The sequence below is a fragment of the Pseudomonas sp. SA233 genome, assembly GCF_054792385.1.
In genome coordinates this window covers 4,885,407-4,902,611 of sequence record NZ_CP096449.1, presented here as the reverse complement: position 1 = coordinate 4,902,611, position 17,205 = coordinate 4,885,407, and the positions used below count along the sequence as shown (strand labels likewise).

General features: G+C 63.5%; 17 protein-coding genes and 2 pseudogenes. 8 read left to right on the top strand and 11 right to left on the bottom strand.

The features are described from left to right. Nucleotides 1-120: 120 nt before the first annotated feature. Nucleotides 121-347, top strand: a pseudogene (locus tag M1D87_RS22525) (type II toxin-antitoxin system HicA family toxin). Then, a complete protein-coding gene (locus M1D87_RS22520) occupies nt 344-751 on the top strand; it encodes a type II toxin-antitoxin system HicB family antitoxin (protein ID WP_003258416.1) in 408 nt (135 codons plus the stop codon). The pseudogene M1D87_RS22525 and the gene M1D87_RS22520 overlap by 4 nt, the downstream one beginning before the upstream one ends. 18 nt (nt 752-769) lie before the next feature. Here M1D87_RS22520 and M1D87_RS22515 read toward each other — a convergent pair whose 3' ends face one another. From M1D87_RS22515 to M1D87_RS22485, 7 genes are all read right to left on the bottom strand, one after another. After that, nucleotides 770-1,702, bottom strand: coding sequence for a phosphatidate cytidylyltransferase (locus tag M1D87_RS22515; protein ID WP_123085739.1), 933 nt, complete (start codon nt 1,700-1,702; stop codon nt 770-772). Nucleotide 1,703: 1 nt separating this feature from the next. Next, nucleotides 1,704-2,327 (bottom strand): lysophospholipid acyltransferase family protein, encoded by a 624-nt coding sequence (locus tag M1D87_RS22510; RefSeq protein WP_013974237.1) that lies wholly within the window; start codon nt 2,325-2,327, stop codon nt 1,704-1,706. Between the two features lie 10 nt (nt 2,328-2,337). After that, nucleotides 2,338-2,769 (bottom strand): hypothetical protein, encoded by a 432-nt coding sequence (locus M1D87_RS22505; protein ID WP_123085740.1) that lies wholly within the window; start codon nt 2,767-2,769, stop codon nt 2,338-2,340. Continuing rightward, nucleotides 2,766-4,097, bottom strand: coding sequence for a phosphatase PAP2/dual specificity phosphatase family protein (locus tag M1D87_RS22500; RefSeq protein ID WP_123085741.1), 1,332 nt, complete (start codon nt 4,095-4,097; stop codon nt 2,766-2,768). Before M1D87_RS22500 ends, M1D87_RS22505 begins: the two co-directional genes overlap by 4 nt. Next, nucleotides 4,098-5,852 (bottom strand): bifunctional alpha/beta hydrolase/class I SAM-dependent methyltransferase, encoded by a 1,755-nt coding sequence (locus M1D87_RS22495; RefSeq protein WP_123085742.1) that lies wholly within the window; start codon nt 5,850-5,852, stop codon nt 4,098-4,100. A 30-nt stretch (nt 5,853-5,882) separates the two neighbouring features. Continuing rightward, nucleotides 5,883-6,488, bottom strand: a complete 606-nt coding sequence (locus M1D87_RS22490) for a CDP-alcohol phosphatidyltransferase family protein (protein WP_123085743.1) — start codon at nt 6,486-6,488, stop codon at nt 5,883-5,885. 280 nt (nt 6,489-6,768) lie between these two features. Then, nucleotides 6,769-7,650, bottom strand: coding sequence for a LysR family transcriptional regulator (locus M1D87_RS22485; protein WP_039613055.1), 882 nt, complete (start codon nt 7,648-7,650; stop codon nt 6,769-6,771). 77 nt (nt 7,651-7,727) lie between these two features. Between M1D87_RS22485 and M1D87_RS22480 the strand changes: the two genes are divergently transcribed. After that, nucleotides 7,728-8,492 carry a sulfite exporter TauE/SafE family protein gene (locus M1D87_RS22480; protein ID WP_123085744.1) on the top strand — a complete coding sequence of 255 codons (765 nt, stop codon included), beginning with the start codon at nt 7,728-7,730 and terminating at the stop codon, nt 8,490-8,492. Here M1D87_RS22480 and M1D87_RS22475 read toward each other — a convergent pair. Next, entirely contained in the window at nt 8,482-8,796 is a 315-nt protein-coding gene (locus tag M1D87_RS22475; protein WP_003258316.1) for a putative quinol monooxygenase, read from the bottom strand. The two genes, M1D87_RS22480 and M1D87_RS22475, sit on opposite strands and share 11 nt — an antisense overlap. Nucleotides 8,797-8,952: 156 nt before the next feature. Between M1D87_RS22475 and M1D87_RS22470 the strand changes: the two genes are divergently transcribed. From M1D87_RS22470 to ggt, 3 genes are all read left to right on the top strand, one after another. Beyond that, nucleotides 8,953-9,543, top strand: a complete 591-nt coding sequence (locus M1D87_RS22470; protein ID WP_039613053.1) for an NADPH:quinone oxidoreductase MdaB — start codon at nt 8,953-8,955, stop codon at nt 9,541-9,543. Between the two features lie 182 nt (nt 9,544-9,725). After that, nucleotides 9,726-10,622, top strand: coding sequence for a LysR family transcriptional regulator (locus tag M1D87_RS22465; protein WP_421091591.1), 897 nt, complete (start codon nt 9,726-9,728; stop codon nt 10,620-10,622). A 117-nt stretch (nt 10,623-10,739) separates the two neighbouring features. Beyond that, nucleotides 10,740-12,407: a gamma-glutamyltransferase gene (gene ggt / locus M1D87_RS22460; protein ID WP_123085745.1), complete on the top strand. Its 1,668-nt coding sequence runs from the start codon at nt 10,740-10,742 to the stop codon at nt 12,405-12,407. Nucleotides 12,408-12,537: 130 nt separating this feature from the next. Here ggt and M1D87_RS22455 read toward each other — a convergent pair whose 3' ends face one another. From M1D87_RS22455 to ypfJ, 3 genes and pseudogenes are all read right to left on the bottom strand, one after another. Next, a complete protein-coding gene (locus M1D87_RS22455) occupies nt 12,538-13,242 on the bottom strand; it encodes a methyl-accepting chemotaxis protein (RefSeq protein WP_430456386.1) in 705 nt (234 codons plus the stop codon). Nucleotides 13,243-13,440: 198 nt separating this feature from the next. Next, nucleotides 13,441-14,322, bottom strand: a pseudogene (locus M1D87_RS22450) (methyl-accepting chemotaxis protein); the annotation flags it as partial. A gap of 382 nt (nt 14,323-14,704) precedes the next feature. After that, a complete protein-coding gene (ypfJ, locus tag M1D87_RS22445; protein ID WP_015271806.1) occupies nt 14,705-15,592 on the bottom strand; it encodes a KPN_02809 family neutral zinc metallopeptidase in 888 nt (295 codons plus the stop codon). A 227-nt stretch (nt 15,593-15,819) separates the two neighbouring features. Between ypfJ and pcaH the strand changes: the two genes are divergently transcribed. Together pcaH and pcaG are read left to right on the top strand one after the other, a co-directional pair. Beyond that, nucleotides 15,820-16,539, top strand: a complete 720-nt coding sequence (gene pcaH, locus M1D87_RS22440; protein WP_003251597.1) for a protocatechuate 3,4-dioxygenase subunit beta — start codon at nt 15,820-15,822, stop codon at nt 16,537-16,539. A 10-nt stretch (nt 16,540-16,549) separates the two neighbouring features. Next, entirely contained in the window at nt 16,550-17,155 is a 606-nt protein-coding gene (pcaG, locus tag M1D87_RS22435) for a protocatechuate 3,4-dioxygenase subunit alpha (protein ID WP_015271805.1), read from the top strand. Nucleotides 17,156-17,205 lie beyond the last annotated feature (50 nt).

Genomic DNA, 17,205 nt, shown 5'->3' with positions numbered 1-17,205 from the left:
ATGTTCCTACTTTGCCATCCAATCTGTCCGCTGGTCGCGACACGTGTGCATAGTGTGTAGTGCGCTTTGTTCTGGTCAATTCGGTGTGTATGATACACATCGACTGCCGAGGAAGAATGAATGCGCAGTCGTGAAGTTATCCAGCTTATTGAAGCCGATGGCTGGTACCAGGTTGATGTGAAAGGTAGTCATTACCAGTTCAGGCATCCGACAAAAAGGGGCGAGTCACGGTTCCTCATCCCAAGAGTGAGCTCCCCAAGGGCACAGTACGCAGCATCTTGAAGCAGGCTGGCTTGATACAAGCCAACGGCACTGCCAGCACGAGCATCAACGGAGGTAGTCAATGAAATTCCCGGTCGTATTGCACAAAGACGCCGACTCGGACTACGGCGTGACCGTACCTGATGTGCCCGGTTGCTTCAGCGCCGGTGCCACTGTTGCAAAAGCACTGGAGAATGTTCAGGAAGCGCTGGCACTACATTTTGAAGGGTTGGTCGCAGATAACGAGGCATTGCCGCAGGCACAGGAAGTCGACGTCCATGTGGCAAACCCTGACTATGAAGGCGGGGTCTGGGCCGTTGTGGATTTTGATGTCACCCCGTACCTGGGTAAGGCGGTTCGCTTCAATGCAACGCTGCCGGAAAACCTGCTTCAACGAATCGACGAAAAAGTGAAGCGTGATCATCGCTATGCGTCCCGCTCCGGTTTTCTGGCTTCGGCTGCACTGCGAGAGTTGGCCCTTTCGCACTAATCGGTAGGCTCACTTTCGCTACGCCCACCAATACCGCACAAAGTGGAAGAACACCGGCGCGGCAAAGCACACCGAATCCATGCGGTCGAGCATGCCGCCGTGGCCTTCGATCATGTGCCCCCAGTCCTTCACCCCACGGTCGCGCTTGATCGCCGACATCACCAGCCCGCCGAAGAAGCCCATGGCGTTCACCGCCAACGCCATCAGCGCGGCCTGCCAGAAGCTGAACGGGGTGATCCAGCACAGCATGGCGCCGATCAGGGTGGCCAGCGCCACGCCGCCGGCCAGGCCTTCGACGGTCTTGGATGGTGACAGGTTGGGCGCTACCTTGTGCTTGCCGAACAGCTTGCCACACACGTACTGCAGCACGTCGCTGATCTGCACCACCAGGATCAGCCAAGCAATCAGCAGCAGGTTGCGGCCCTCGTAACCCGGGATGTCCAGGGTCATCAATGCCGGCACCGACGACACGCAGTACACCGCGATCATCAGCCCCCACTGCACCTTCGAGGCGCGCTCGAGAAAGCGCGTGGTGTCGCCGCCGAAGCTGGCCAGGATCGGCAGCAACAGGAACAGGTACACCGGGATGAAGATGCTGAACAACCCGTACCAGTCCATGGCGATCAGCACGTATTGCACCGGCAGCGCCACATAGAACGCCGCCACCAGTGCCGGGTAGTCGCTGCGCCGGGTCGGGGTGAGCGTCATGAACTCGCGCAAGGCATAGAACGATACGCCGTAGAACAGCACGATCACGCCATACTTGCCGAACAGGAAGGCAATGCCGATCACCAGTACCATCACCCACCAGGCGTTGATGCGGGCGTTGAGGTTGTCGATCACCGTGTGCGGTGCCGGGCCGGCGCGCCATTTGAGCAGGCGGCCGATCACGCTGGCGAGCAGCAGCAGGGCGCCGATGCCGGCAAACAGGGAAAGGGTGTTGTCGTCCATCTCAGGCATCCTTGGGGGCCAGGTTCAGCAAGGCCCGGCTGGCCCGCTCGAGAAAGGCTTGCTTGCTTTCATCCGCCTGCAGGTGCAGCGGCTCGCCAAAGCTCAATGTGCACAACAACGGCAATGGCAAGGCACGACCCTTGGGCATCACCCGGTTGAGGTTGGCGATCCATACCGGCACCAGTTCGACTTCGGGGTTGGCTGCTGCCAGGTGGTACAGCCCGCTCCTGAACGGCATCAGCGGCTCGTCGCCGAGATTGCGAGTGCCCTCCGGAAAGAAGATCAGCGAGTCGCCCTGGGCCACTGCTTCGAGGATCGGCTGCAACGGGCTGCCCTGGCCGGCGCTGTGTTGCCGGTTGATCAGCACACCGTTGAAGACCTTGCGGATAAGAAAATCGCGAATGCCCGGCTTGGCCCAGTAATCGGCACCGGCTACCGGACGGGTACGCTTGCGCAGCGGCTGCGGCAGCGAGGCCCACAGCAGCACGAAATCACCATGGCTGCTGTGGTTGGCGAAATACAGGCGCTGCACCGGCAGCGGCGTGCAGCCCAGCCACAGGGCGCGGGCACCGGTGATCAGGCGGGCGGCGGAAGTGATGAGGTAGGCGGTCAGGTTGGCGAGCATGGATCGGTAGTCATCCCTTCAAAGGCAGTGTCAGCAGGGTAGCCAAGGCCAGCGACAGCTGCAGGCCCAGGCACACTGCCTGGCGGCGTAACAGGGCCAGCGCGGCCCGGCTACGGGCAGGCCATGCTCGGGTGTCGGCGGCCTGCGGTTTGAGTTTCAGTTCGAACAGTGCGTGGTCCAGGGCCTGGGTGTCCGCCGCCAGGTCGCGGCTGGCGGCGAGGCGGGCGAACAATTGGGCATCGATGGCCACACGGATGGCCCAGTACTTGTGCAGCACGCCTAGTACCAGCAGCGCAATGCACAGCAGGCTGGCCAGCGGTTGCAATCGGGCACCCAGCAAGGGCGCCAAACCGTAGGCCAGGGCCAGCAGGGTGAGGCCGTCCGACAGGCGTTCCAGTTGTTTACCTCGGCCCAGCAGGCTGGCCACCACGTACAGCGTCATGGTTGTGTCCCTAGCTGTTGCAAGGCCTGGCGGTGTGCGCTGTGCAGCACCACGCCAGGGCGGGCCTTGCGGATCAGCGCTTCGGCCTGGCGAGCATCACTGCAGCGGCCCGTGAGCACCAGCCAGGCTGCCACGGCGCTGGCGCTGCGCGAATAGCCCAGGGCGCAGCAGACCAGCACCGGGCCTTGCGAGCGCAGGCGTTCGATGGTGACGGCGGCTTGGTGCAGCAATGGGCTTTCCGGGGCGATCAGGTCCAGGGTAGGAAAACATGCGTAGCCAACGGCGGACGCGGCCTGTGTAGGAGCGCTGTGCTGAACATGACACGGTAGCTCCGCGCACAAATCGACCACCGCAGCGAACTGCTCGCCGCGCCCTGGAATTCGCCCGAGGTATACGCCATCACATACTTCATCCGCCTGCGGATGCCGCCATGTCCACAGCCGCGAGTTGACCCACGCCCCCGCCAGATAAGGCGCCAGCAGCCAGTTGGCGGCATTCGACAAGCGACCATCGGCGCATTTCTGAAACCCGCCTGCACCGAGCACGGCATAGTTCAGCGCCACCAGGGCCAGCGACACGGCCGGCCAGGTCAACCATAGCCAGACACCGCCGAACGCAACGGCTGGCACCGCGCACAGCAGTCCACCCACGGTATAAAACAACGCCAAGCGCCAACGCTTGGCATCCCGCGCAAGCCGCACCTGCTGCCAGGGCAACTGCCCTCGATGTGGCCACAACCAGACGCAGGCAAACCCGGCCAATGCCCCCGTGGGAACGTCGACGAAATGGTGCTGCCAGGTGGTCAGCACCGACACCCCGATCAGTGCCATCCAGCCATGCATCAGCCAACGCCAGGGCTGGCGCTGCACGTGCCGGGCAAACATCGTCCAGATGATCACCAGCAGGGCAATATGCAGCGAAGGCGCCTGGTTGAACGGCTTGTCGAAGCCCATCAGCACATCGAACATCCAGCCGAACACCCCGCCCAGTTCCGGCCGCTCGAAGGTGAAGCGCAGCGGCCAGAGCAGGAAGCAGCTGACGCTGATCAGCTGCGCGGTGAGCAGCGCCAGCGCGTGCCGGTCCATTTCCTGGCGCGTGCGTGGCAGCAGGAAGGACAAACCGTAGAGCAGGTCGATCGACCAGTACGGGATGATCGTCCACGGCCACAACGGCATGCGGCTTTCCCAGCCGAACACCAGGCTGCCGACATCACTGCGCCCGGCGGTATGGTTGTTCGCCAGCCCGTAACTGAGGAAAAACAGCGGCCCCAGCAACAGGAGCCAGAACACGCCTCGGCGGATCAGCCGGGGCTCGCGTGATGGGCTCATTCAGCGCACCCGTTGTGCCAGGCTGACGCTGAAAATGCCCCATTCATCGATGCGCTGGGCCAGCTTGCGGAACCCCGCCGCCTCTACCAGTTGGTCCATTTCGGCCTGGCTGCGGCGGCGCATCACCCAGGCCTCGCCGCCGCGGTGGCTGGTGAGGGCGCGGGCGATCATTTCCAGTTGCGGGTGCCACGGCTGGCCGGTGTAGACCAAATAGCCGCCATCTTCCAGCGCATCCGCCAGGCCGGCCAGCGAGTTGCCTACCAACTGGTTGCTGGCGAACAGTTCGTACAGGCCGGAGACCACGGCCAGGGTCGGTGGTTGTTCCAGGGTGGCCAGGCTCTGGCGGTCGAAGGCATCGCCCTGGACGAAGCGGGCGATGTCGGCCAGGCCCTTTTCTGCAATCAATGCGCTGCCTTGCTGCACGTTCAGTTCGCTGTAGTCACGCAGCAGGATCGAATCCGGCAGCTGTTCGAGCTCCTGCAGGGCCTCGAGAATGTAGCGGCCATGGCCGGCGGCGATATCGACGATGTGCACCGGCCGCTGCTGTTCGCGCAGGCGGACGACGGCCAGGCGCAGCAGTTCCTCGACGTGCAGCTTGCGCTGGCGGATGCCGCGCCAGCCGATGGCGTCGAGGTAGTTCTGGTCGATCAGGCGGCCGAGCCTGCCTTTGCCGGTCGGCTGGTTGCGGTACACGTAGTCCAGGGTACTGCCCGAGTCGAAACCGGTATCGAAACCCAGTTTCACACCTTCGGACAGCCCCTTGCCCAGACGCAGCCCGGCACGGGTAGCACGCCAGTAAAGGTCGCTGGGCGAGTTGCGCGGCAGCGGTGCGGCCAGGCTTTCGGCTTCGGCGCAGCTGGCGCCGGTCTTGTCGGCATCGAGCAGTGACGGCAGGGCGGCGGGGCTGGCGAAGCAATGTTCGACAAACCGCTCGATGCGCCGCAAGGCATGGGCCCTGTCACGCTCGCCAAGGGTATCGTGGAAAAAGCCTGGCAGGATGTGCATTTCCTTGCGCGCACTGCCCAGGCGTTCGAAGAAGCGTTCCTGCGGTTGGCGTTCGACCACGAAGTCGGCACCGGACACCAGCAGCTGGGTTGGCAACTGAATGGCCTGGGCATCCGCCACCACCCGGTCGGCGGCTTCGTACAGGCCCAGCAGCATGGTTACCGAAATCGGCCGGCTGATCAGCGGGTCGGCCACGTACGACATGACCCGTTCGGGGTCGTGGGTGAGCAGGCGGGGCTTGACGTAGCTGTTTACGAAGAAGTTGCCGCGCAAGGCTTTCAGCAGTTTCAGGCCGGTGCGGGCGAACGGCACATACAGTTTGACCTTGAACGCTGGCGAGGCCAGCACCAGGCAGCGCACCTTGGGCGCGTAGTCGTGGGCCCAGGTGGCCACGAGCACGGCCCCTACGCTCTGCGCCAGCACCACCAGGTCCTGTTCGGCGATGCCATGGCTGGCCTGGATGTGCTCGATGAAGGTCTGCACATCGCGCACGCTGGTGGCGAAGCCCGGGCTGTCGCCACGCGCGCCCGGCGAATGGCCGTGGCCGCGGGCATCCCAGGCGAAGAAATCGTAGCCCGGCATGTCCAGCTCGTCGGCCAGGTGTGCCATGCGCCCGCCGTGTTCGTGGCCGCGATGGAACATCACCACGGCCCGGCGTGGCTGGTGTTGGTTACGGGTGGCAGGCCAGTGACGGTAGTGCAGCTCGACGCCGTCATGGGTGGAGAAGTGCAGCGCTTGCGCTTGGCGCATGGTCGACATCCTTTTGCGACGGCAGTGGGCTCAGCGGGTTTCGGCCAGCCCCTGGCGAACCCGGTTGTAGAGGGTATAGAGCGAGAGTGCGAGGATGACCAGCAACAAGCCGTTGAGCCAGGTGCCGTTCAGCAAGCCGAAGGCGACACCGGTACCCAGCACGCCGAAGGCGAACGCCCGGTCGCTCTTGCCCATGGGGCCATCGTAGCGCCGTGAGGCGCCGGCCAGCGGGCCCATGACACCGGCGTATTCGCTGAAGGTGGCGCTGAGCACCACGAGTACGACCAAGGTTGGCGATACCCCGGCCAGCAGGGCGAAGGGCAGGTACAGCGCGGCATCGGCGATCACGTCGCACAGTTCGTTGAGGTAGGCACCGAGGGTGGATTGCTGGCCGAACTCCCGGGCGAGCATGCCGTCGACGGCGTTGAATGCCATGCGCAGCAGCATCCAGACTGGCACCAGGATGAACAGCCAGGTGAGATGGGGCAGGGCAGCCAGCAGCAGGCCCAGCAGGATCGACAGCAGGGCGGCGGCGACAGTGACCTGGTTGGCGGTGACGCCGCGGTCGTAGAGGCGCTGGACAGCAGGGCGGAGCATGGCCTGGAAGTGCGGTTTGAGCTGGTAGATCGATGCCACTGGAAAGTCCTTTTCGGTGGGGCGTTATGGCGCCATTGTGTGTGAGCCTTCTTCGCGGGTAAACCCGCTCCCACAGGTATAGCGTTCATCCGAGAGCTACCACATATCCTGTGGGAGCGGGTTCACCCGCGAACACGGGCGAAGCCCGTGCCATCAATCGCGGTGCCTGCTTCGCTGGCTCGCCCGCTCCCCAGGTATAGCGTTCATCCGAGAGCTACCACATATCCTGTGGGAGCGGGTTCACCCGCGAACACGGGCGAGGCCCGTGCCATCCACTTCGTCAGCGGGTGAGGGTGGTTACCAACCCTGCGGCATACCCCGGCAATGCCGCAAAATCGCGTGCACACACCAGCAACCGGCGATTGGCCCATGGTTCCGTCATCGCCACCCAGTGCAACGGCAACACCCCTTGCCAGCGCTTCACCGCAGCCAGCGGCACAATCCCTACTCCGGCTCCGCCCGCAACCATGCGGATCACGCCATCGAACCCTTCGGCACGCACCCGAACCCGCATGCGCCGGCCCTCGCGCAGTGCCTGCTCTTCCAGGTACAACGCCAGTGCACTGCCGACACCCAGGCCGACATAGCCATGGGCCAGGCTATCGATGAAGCTCGGCGCTTCCTCGCTGGCCAGTGGATGGCGCTGCGGCGTTACAAGCACCAGTGGGTCTTCGCGAAACGGCCGGGTCTGCAGGTGCTCGCTGGGGGCGGCGGTTGAAACTATGCCCAGGTCCGCCATGCCCTGGGTAATCAACTGCACGATGCGCAGGCTCGGCAACTCCTGCACATCCACACTGACGCCTGGGTTTTCAGCCAGGTAGCCGGCCAGCAGCTCCGGCAGGTATTCCGTGAGTGCAGCCGTGTTGCACAGCAGGCGCACCTGGCCCTGCTGCCCTTGAACGTACTGGCCCAGGTCGAACTGCAGGCGCTCGACCTGCTGCGATATCAGCCGGGCATGCTGCAGCAGTGCCTGGCCGGCCAGAGTTGCTTGCACGCCACGGCGGTTGCGTTCCAGCAAAGGGATGCCCAGCGAAGCCTCCATGGCGCGGATCCGCGCACTGGCCGCTGCCAGCGAAAGATGGCTGCGGCTGGCACCGGCGGTGATGTTGCCGCACTCCAGGGTGTGCTGGAACAGCCTGAGGTCGATCAGGTCGAAATGCATGTGGCTCTGTCCTGGCAAGAGTCTGGCTGAGTATATGGCAGATTTTCAGCCCGGCCGAAGCACGCCATCATCGGCCCATGAATACCTTGCTCGCTTTCTACCAGAACATTGGTCCAGCGCTGTCGCTGCTGGTGGTACTGACCTTCCTGCTGGCCGGCGCGGTGAAGGGAGTGATCGGCCTCGGCCTGCCGACCATCGCCATGGGCTTGCTGGGCCTGGCTATGTCACCGGCGCAGGCTGCGGCATTGCTGATTGTGCCGTCGACCCTCACCAACCTCTGGCAGCTGGCCAGTGGGGGGCACCTGCGGAGGTTGCTGGCACGCCTGTGGCCGATGCTGGCGATGATCTTCGTCGGTACCTTGCTGGGCAGCGCCTGGCTGGGGATCAACAGCGCCCCTTGGGCCGCACATGCACTGGGCGCGGCCTTGATGATGTATGCGCTGTACGGGCTGGTCGGTCCGGGCCTGCGCCTGGCACCGGGGCGGGAGCCTTGGCTGGCGCCGCTTTGCGGGCTGGTCACGGGCGTGGTCACGGCGGCGACCGGGGTGTTCGTGATACCGGCTGTACCCTACCTGCAGAGCCTGGGTTTGAATCGGGATCAGATGGTCCAGGCCCTGGGCCTTTCGTTCACGGTTTCGACCCTGGCCCTGGCCGTTGGCCTGGCCGGGCAGCATGCCCTGGGTGGCCAGGCGCTGGGTGCTTCGCTGCTGATGCTGGCGCCGGCCTTCGTCGGCATGCTGGCCGGCCAGTGGCTGCGTCAGCGCATCAGTACGCCGCTGTTCAAACGGTGCTTCTTCATCGGCCTGGCCGCCCTCGGCGGCCATTTGCTGATCAGCGGTTAGCGCTTGATGCGCTGAGCATGTCGATCATCTGGATGTCGAAATCGCGTTCCAGGTAGTCCATGCGTTTTTCGAAGAACGCGGTCATGTGCGGCAGTGCCGAATGCACATCCAGCGCGGCCTTGTCGGCCCAGACCTCGAAGAACACGAACAGGCTCGGGTCCTGCTTGTCGCGCAGCATGTGGTACTCGATGCAGCCCGGCTCCTGGCGGCTTGGCTCGACGTAAGCGCGGAACAGGGTTTCGAACGCTTCAGCCATTTCCGGGCGGGTCTTGGCTTTGAGGATGAAGGCGTACTGCTCACTCATGGGTCGCTACTCGGTGATGGGAGGTGATGAGATTCTAAGGCAATAATGCATTATTGATTTGTGACTTCAGGTCAATTGTATTTTGCCGCTGCATTACTGTATCCCGCGCCCGCGAGCCCCTAACCTGCCGGCCTGAATTTTTTCCGCGAGGCCCGCATGAAGAAGATCCTTTTGCTCAACGGTGGTAAACAGTTCGCCCACTCCGACGGTCGTCTGAACACGACCTTGCACGAAGCGGCCATCGCTCACCTGGACCGGGCCGGTTTCGATGTACGCCAGACCTTCATCGACGGTGGCTATGATGCCCAGGAAGAGGTGGAGAAGTTCCTCTGGGCCGATGTGGTCATCTACCAGATGCCCGGCTGGTGGATGGGCGCGCCATGGACCGTTAAAAAGTACATCGACGAGGTGTTCACTGCCGGCCACGGTAGCTTGTATGCCAACGACGGCCGTACCCGTTCGGACCACTCGCAGAAGTACGGCAGTGGTGGCCTGGTGCACGGCAAGCAGTACATGCTTTCGCTGACCTGGAATGCACCGCAGCAGGCATTCGACGACCCTAGCGATTTCTTCGAGGGCAAGGGGGTGGACGCGGTGTACTTCCCATTCCACAAGGCCAACCAGTTCCTCGGCATGACCGGGTTGCCAACTTTCCTGGCGGTGGATGTGATGAAGCGGCCGGATGTGCCGGCTGCTTTGGCGGCCTATGAGGCGCATCTGGACAAGGTGTTCGGCAAGGCACAGTAAGGTTTTTCCTGTGCTGGGCTCTTCGCGGGTAAACCCGCTCCCACAGGTCCCCCACAGTCTTTGAGAACCGTGCAGCACTTGTGGGAGCGGGTTTACCCGCGAAGAGGCCAACACAGGCACCGCTGGACTTGGCCTCGACAAGCGGCTATCTATCCCGGCAGAGACCAACCACAGGCGCAGATGTGAAAACCCGATCCGAAGAACTCCAGGTATTCGTCACCGTCATCGACTGCGGCTCGATTTCCGCTGCTGCCGAGCAGATGGGCCAGACTCCGTCCGCCGTCAGCCGTACCCTGTCGCGCCTTGAGGGCAAGCTGGGTACCACGCTGGTCAACCGCACCACCCGGCGCATGGACCTGACCGAGGAGGGCCGCTTCTTCCTCGAGCGCGCGCGGTTGATCCTGGAACAGATGGACGACATGGAAGAGCGCCTGTCGATGAACCGCCAGACCCCCACCGGGCGCCTGCGCATCAACGCCGCCGCGCCGTTCATGCTGCATGCCATCCTGCCGTGGATCGGCGAGTTTCGCCGCCAATACCCTGGCATCGAACTGGAACTCAATACCGACGACCTGATCATCGACCTGCTGGAGCAGAGCACCGATGTGGCAATCCGCATCGGTGAACTGGCCGACTCCAGCCTGCACGCGCGCAGCCTGGGATGCAGCCCGGTACAGGTGCTGGCCAGCCCGGCCTACCTCGAGCAGCACGGCACGCCGCAGCGGGTCGAGGACCTGGCCAACCACTGCCTGCTTGGCTTCAGCCAGCCCGAATCGCTCAACCACTGGCCACTGCGCCATGCCCAGGGTGACCGCTGGAGCATCCGCCCGGCGCTGATCGCCTCCAGCGGCGAGACCTTGCGCCAACTGGCGCTGGCCGGCGAGGGCATCGTCAGCCTGTCGCACTTCATGACCCACGAGGACATCCGCACCGGGCGCCTGCAAGTGCTGCTGAGCGAAGCCAACAACGGCTACCGCCAGCCGATCCATGCGGTTTACTACCGCAACACCCAGCTGGCGTTGCGTATCCAGTGCTTCCTCGACTTCATCCAGCGCAAGTTGGCGATGTACGCCAGCTGAGTTGCCTGAACGCGACAGGTCCTGTCCACGGGCGGCGAAACTTCCTGCGATTGATTGCACAGTCGAAGCGCTTCGGCCTTACTGACTGCTCAACAAAAACAACACCAAGGAAGTGTCATGCGTATTGCTCCGTTCCAGTACCTGGCTCTCGCAGCCGCGATCCTGAGCTGTTCCTCGGTCCATGCCGCCAACCTTGAGGGCGGCGCGGTGGCCGCGCCCGATCAATATGGTGCACAGGTGGCCGCCGATATCCTCAAGAAAGGCGGCAACGCGGTGGATGCGGCAGTGGCCACGGCTTTCACCCTGGCGGTGACTTATCCCGAGGCTGGCAACATCGGCGGTGGCGGGTTCATGACCCTGTTCGTAGACGGCAAACCCTACTTCCTCGATTACCGCGAAGTCGCGCCCAAGGACGCCACGCGCAACATGTACCTGGACGAAAAGGGTGAGGTCATCGAGAACCTGAGCCTGGTCGGGGCACGTGCTGCTGGCGTTCCGGGCACGGTGATGGGGTTGTGGGAGGCGCATCAGAAGTTCGGCAAGCTGCCCTGGAGCGAACTGCTGACCCCGGCCATCGGCTATGCGAAAAACGGCTTCAAGGTTGCGGCCAAGCAGTACCAGTACCGCAACGACGCCCAGGGCATGTTCAAGACCGCGACCAATTTCAACGACTACTTCGGCAACATGAAGGTCGGCGAGCTGTTCAAGCAACCGGAAATGGCCCAGACCCTGGAGCGCATCGCCGACAAGGGCGTGAGCGAGTTCTACCAGGGCAAGACCGCCGACCTGCTGGTGGCGCAGATGCAGTCTGACAAGGGCCTGATCACCAAACAGGACCTCAAGGACTACAAGGCCGTATGGCGTGAGCCGATGGCCGTGAGCTGGCGTGGCAACGTGGTGTATACCGCGCCACCGCCAAGCTCCGGTGGTGTCGCCCTGGCCCAGCTGCTGGGTATCAAGGAAAACCGGGCGGCGGACTTCAAGGGGGTGGCGCACAACTCGGCGCAGTACATACACCTGTTGGCCGAGATCGAGAAGCGCGTGTTCGCCGACCGCGCCGACTACCTTGGCGACCCGGCCTTCACCAAAGTGCCGGTGGGTCAGCTGGTGGCCAAGGACTACCTGGCCAAGCGCGCCGCGCAGGTCAACCCGAAGGCCATTTCCGATACCGACAAGGTCAAGCCGGGCCTGGAACCTCACCAGACCACGCACTTCTCGATCGTCGACAAGCAGGGCAATGCGGTCAGCAACACCTACACCCTCAACCTCGACTACGGCAGTGGTGTGGTGGTGAAAGGCGCCGGCTTCCTGCTCAACGACGAGATGGACGATTTCAGCGCCAAGCCGGGGGCGGCGAACGCCTTTGGTGTGGTAGGTGGCGATGCCAATGCCATCGCCCCGGGCAAGCGCATGCTGTCGTCCATGAGCCCCAGCCTGATGACCCGCGATGGCAAGGTCGAGCTGGTCATCGGCACCCCGGGTGGCTCGCGGATCTTCACCTCGATCTTCCAGGTGATGAACAACCTGTACGACTACGGCATGCCACTGGACAAGGCGGTGGCGGCGCAACGCGTGCACCATCAGTTGCTGCCCAAGGACACCATCTACTTCGACAGCTATGCGCCGCTGACCGGGCAGGTGGCTGATGAACTGAAGAAGATGGGCTATGTGCTGGAGGACCAGGGCTGGGAGATGGGGGATATCCAGGCGATCCGGGTTGATGGGACGAAGCTGGAGACCGCTTCGGATCCGCGTGGGCGCGGGGTAGGGATGATCGTCAAGTAATACCTGTTCCATCGCTGGGAGGGCTTTGCCCTCCTTTCGCGACACAAGGCCGCTCCTACAGGAGATCGCGGTCCCTTGTAGGAGCGGCCTTGTGTCGCGATGGGCCGCAAAGCGGCCCCAGATTCCAGGATCAGACGCGGAACTGGCTGACCAACGTCTGCAACTGCCCACCCAACCGCGCCAACTCCACGCTGGACGCCGCCGTCTCGTCACTGGCCGCCGCCGTCTGCTCCGACACATCGCGCACATTCAGGATGCTGCGGCTGATCTCCTCCGCCACCGCACTCTGTTGTTCCGCCGCTGCGGCAATCTGCTGGTTCATAGACTGGATGCTCGACACGGTACTGGTGATGCTCTCCAGCGAAGCCCCGGCCTTGCGCGCCAGCTCGACGCTGCTGTCGGTCAGGGTGCGGCTGCCGTGCATGGCCGTAGCCACTTGCTGGGTACCATGCTGCAGGCTGGCGATCAGTTCTTCGATCTCTTCGGTGGATTTCTGCGTGCGCTGGGCCAGGCCGCGCACTTCATCGGCAACCACGGCAAAACCACGGCCAGCCTCGCCGGCACGCGCCGCCTCAATCGCAGCGTTAAGTGCAAGCAGGTTGGTCTGTTCGGCCACCGACTTGATCACGTCCATAACGCTGCCGATCTTCTGGCTTTCCTGCTGCAACAGGTTCATGGCTTCGGTGGAGCGGTGCATGTCCTCGGCCAGGCGTTCGATCTGGCCAATTGCTTCGCCTACCACGCGGTCGCCGGCACGGGCTTCGTCATCGGCACCGGTGGCAGCATGCGAGGCCTGCTCGGCATTGCGTGCCACTTCCTGAACGGTAGCGGCCATTTCGTGCATTGCGGTGGCCACCTGGTCGGTCTCGACCTTCTGGCTGTTGGCGCCGGCGCTGGTCTGCTCGGTCACTGCCGACAATTCCTCGGCAGCGCTGGCGATCTGGGTGACGCCATCGCGGATGCCGCTGATCAGCTCGCGCAAAGTGGTGCCCATGCGGGCGATGCCTTGTTGCAGCACGCCCAGTTCGTCGCGGCGGGTGACGCGCAGGTGTTGGGTGAGGTCGCCGCTGGCGATCTTTTCAACTGCCACCATGGTGTCGCGCAGTGGGCGGGTGATCTGCCGGGTGATCAGCACTGCCGCCAGCACGCCGACCAACAGCGCCAGCAGCGTGGCGATGGCCTGCAGGCTGCGGGCCTGGGTACTTTCCATGTCGCGGCGCTGCAACTGGATCTGGTACAGAGCGTCGCTGCGCTTGACGATGTCGGCACCCTGAACGGTCATCTCGGCGCGCGCAGTGGTGATGTTGGCGACCGCATCGCGGAATTGACGCACGGCTTCACGGTAGGCCAGCACCGAGCCTTCGAACTGTCGCAGGCGCGTGTCTTCGGCCGGCAGCTGGCGCTTGAGGTTGTCGATTTCGGCCAGGGCGGTGTCCAGCTGGCGCAGGGCTGCCTGCTCGTTGGCAGCGCTGTTTTCGGCAATGTAGCCGCGTACGTCGATGCGCACCTGCAGCAGTTGCTGGCGGGCCTTGCTGATCAGCTGGTACTGGGCCAGGCGCACGCTGTCGGCTTCGGGGCGCGCCATGACTTCCTGGCTGAGGGCGTCCATGGCCTGGTCGGCACGGCTGGCCGAGCCGTCCATGGCCGTGCGCGCGGTGCGGGTGGCATCGTAGCCCTGGCGCATCTTGTTCAGCGACACCTTGTAGGCGCTGATGGTCTCGCCCAGTTCACCCAGCAGCTTGATGTTTTCCGGGCTCTTGAAGGTGCTGGCCAGGTAGGCCTGTTGCTTGCTGAAGGCGTCAAGCTTGGTCTGGGTGTTGGCGGCGGCAGCATCGTCACCGTTGGCGATCATGTACTGCAGGCGCGCAATGCGCAGGTCGGTCAGGTCCTTGTTGAGCTGGCCGATATCGCCCATCCAGTTGCTGCGGTCAATCAGGCTGCCCAGGCTGGTCCAGCCGGTCAGGGCCAGCAGGCCGGTGAGGATCAGTACCAGGCCGAAGCCCAGGCCGAGTTTGAGGTTGACGCTGATGTTGGCGAACCAGCTGTTCATGCACGCTCTCCAGAAGTTGTTTTTCGCTCGCTTGATCTCCGATCGCCAGGCGTTGTTGTTCTGGATGCCCGCTGATTCGTGCAGGGGTTATCGGCAGTGATGGAGGAAGCTGAAACGCTTTTTCAGCAGATTTGTAACTGGCTTGATTGGGGCTGCCTTGCAGCCCTTCGCGGTGGATGGCACCGGCTTTGCCGATGTTCGCGGCTAAAGCCGCTCCTACAGGGATCGCTTCGGTTTTGGAAGCTATTCAAAGGTTACGCGCGCTGAAGGTATCGCAGCGGTTCACCTCACCCTCGGCAAACCCGGTCTTGAACCAGCGCACCCGTTGCGCTGAGGTGCCGTGGGTGAATGAGTCTGGTACCACGCGCCCGCGGCCTTGCTGCTGCAAGCGGTCATCGCCGATGGCATTGGCCGCGTTCAGGGCCTCTTCGACATCGCCCGGCTCCAGCCAGTTCAGGCGCTTCTGCGCCTGGTAGGCCCATACACCGGCCAGGCAGTCGGCCTGCAGTTCCTGACGCACCAGCAGGCCATTGTCGCCTTCCATGCGCTGGCCGCTGCGGCGCGCGGCATCGACCTTGGCCGACACGCCCAGCAGGGTCTGCACGTGATGGCCGATTTCGTGGGCGATCACGTAGGCCTGGGCAAAGTCGCCGGCGGCGGCGAAGCGGGTTTCCATTTCGCGGAAGAACGACATGTCCAGGTAGACCCGTTGGTCTGCCGGGCAGTAGAACGGCCCCACCGCCGCCGAGGCAAAGCCACAGGCCGAATTGACCTGGCCGCTGAACAGCACCAGCTTGGGGTCGCGGTACTGCTTGCCGCCCTCGGCGAACAGGGCTTTCCAGGTGTCTTCGGTGTCGCCCAGGATCGAGGCGACGAACTCGGCCTGCTGATCGTTGGCCGGCGGCGCCTTGCCGCCCGCGCTGCTCGGTGCCTGCTGTTGTTGTTGCTCCATCTGGCCGGCGAGCTGACCAAGAATCTGTAACGGGTCCTGGCCGGTGAGCCAGCCGATACCGACAATCAGCAGCACCGCACCAAGCCCCAGCCCCTTGCCGCCGCCGAAACGCATGCCGCCGCCACCACCTTCGCCTCGGGCATCGACCACATTGTCGCTGCGTCGGCCTTTTCGCCAATCCATGAATGCTCTCCGAAGCGTGAAACAAGAAGACAAAGATTAGTCCACGACAGCGGCGAGTGTCAGGCCAAGGTGCTTATGCATAACCAAATGGTTATGTTTGATGTGGCTGATTTCAATATTCATTGCGCGCTACCTGCCTGAAACTGCATGTGGGAGCGGGCTTGCCCGCGACAGGGTTTCAAATAATCCCCCCGCGCATTTCCATAATTCCAAGAGAGGAAACCGGCATGCCCGCCCAGGACAACAGCCGCTTCGTGATCCGTGATCGCAACTGGCACCCGAAAGCCCTTACGCCTGACTACAAGACGTCCATTGCCCGTTCGCCACGGCAGGCACTGGTCAGCATCCCGCAGTCGATCAGCGAAACCACCGGCCCGGACTTTTCCCACCTGGGTTTCGGCGCCCATGACCATGACCTGCTGCTGAACTTCAACAACGGCGGCTTGCCGATTGGCGAGCGCATCATCGTTGCCGGCCGTGTCGTCGACCAGTACGGCAAGCCTGTGCCGAACACCCTGGTGGAAATGTGGCAAGCCAACGCCGGCGGCCGCTACCGTCACAAGAACGACCGCTACCTGGCGCCGCTGGACCCGAACTTCGGTGGCGTCGGCCGCTGCCTGACCGACCGTGATGGCTACTACAGCTTCCGCACCATCAAGCCGGGCCCGTACCCATGGCGCAACGGCCCGAACGACTGGCGCCCGGCGCACATCCACTTCGCCATCAGCGGCCCGTCGATCGCCACCAAGCTGATTACCCAGCTGTACTTCGAGGGTGACCCGCTGATCCCGATGTGCCCGATCGTCAAGTCGATCGCCAACCCGCAAGCCGTGCAGCAGTTGATCGCCAAGCTCGACATGAGCAACGCCAACCCGATGGACTGCCTGGCCTACCGCTTCGACATCGTGCTGCGCGGCCAGCGCAAGACCCACTTCGAAAACTGCTGAGGACCCCGCCATGCCAATCGAACTGCTGCCGGAAACCCCTTCGCAGACTGCCGGCCCCTACGTACACATCGGCCTGGCCCTGGAAGCGGCCGGCAACCCGACCCGCGACCAGGAAATCTGGAACCGCCTGGCCAAGCCGGACGCGCCGGGCGAGCACATCCTGCTGATCGGCCAGGTGTATGACGGTAACGGTCACCTGGTGCGCGATTCGTTCCTGGAAGTGTGGCAAGCCGATGCCAACGGCGAATACCAGGATGCCTACAACCTGGAAAACGCCTTCAACAGCTTTGGCCGCACTGCCACCACCTTCGATGCAGGTGAATGGACCCTGCACACGGTCAAGCCGGGTGTGGTGAACAACGCTGCGGGCGTGCCGATGGCGCCGCACATCAACATCAGCCTGTTTGCCCGGGGGATCAACATCCACCTGCACACGCGGCTGTATTTCGATGACGAGGCCGAGGCCAATGCCAAGTGCCCGGTGCTCAACCTGATCGAGCAGCCGCAGCGGCGCGAGACCCTGGTGGCCAAGCGTTGCGAGGTGGACGGGAAGACGGCGTATCGCTTCGATATCCGTATTCAGGGGGAAGGGGAGACGGTGTTCTTCGACTTCTGAGTCGGACCTCGGGGGCCGCTTTGCGGCCCACCGCGACACAAGGCCGCTCC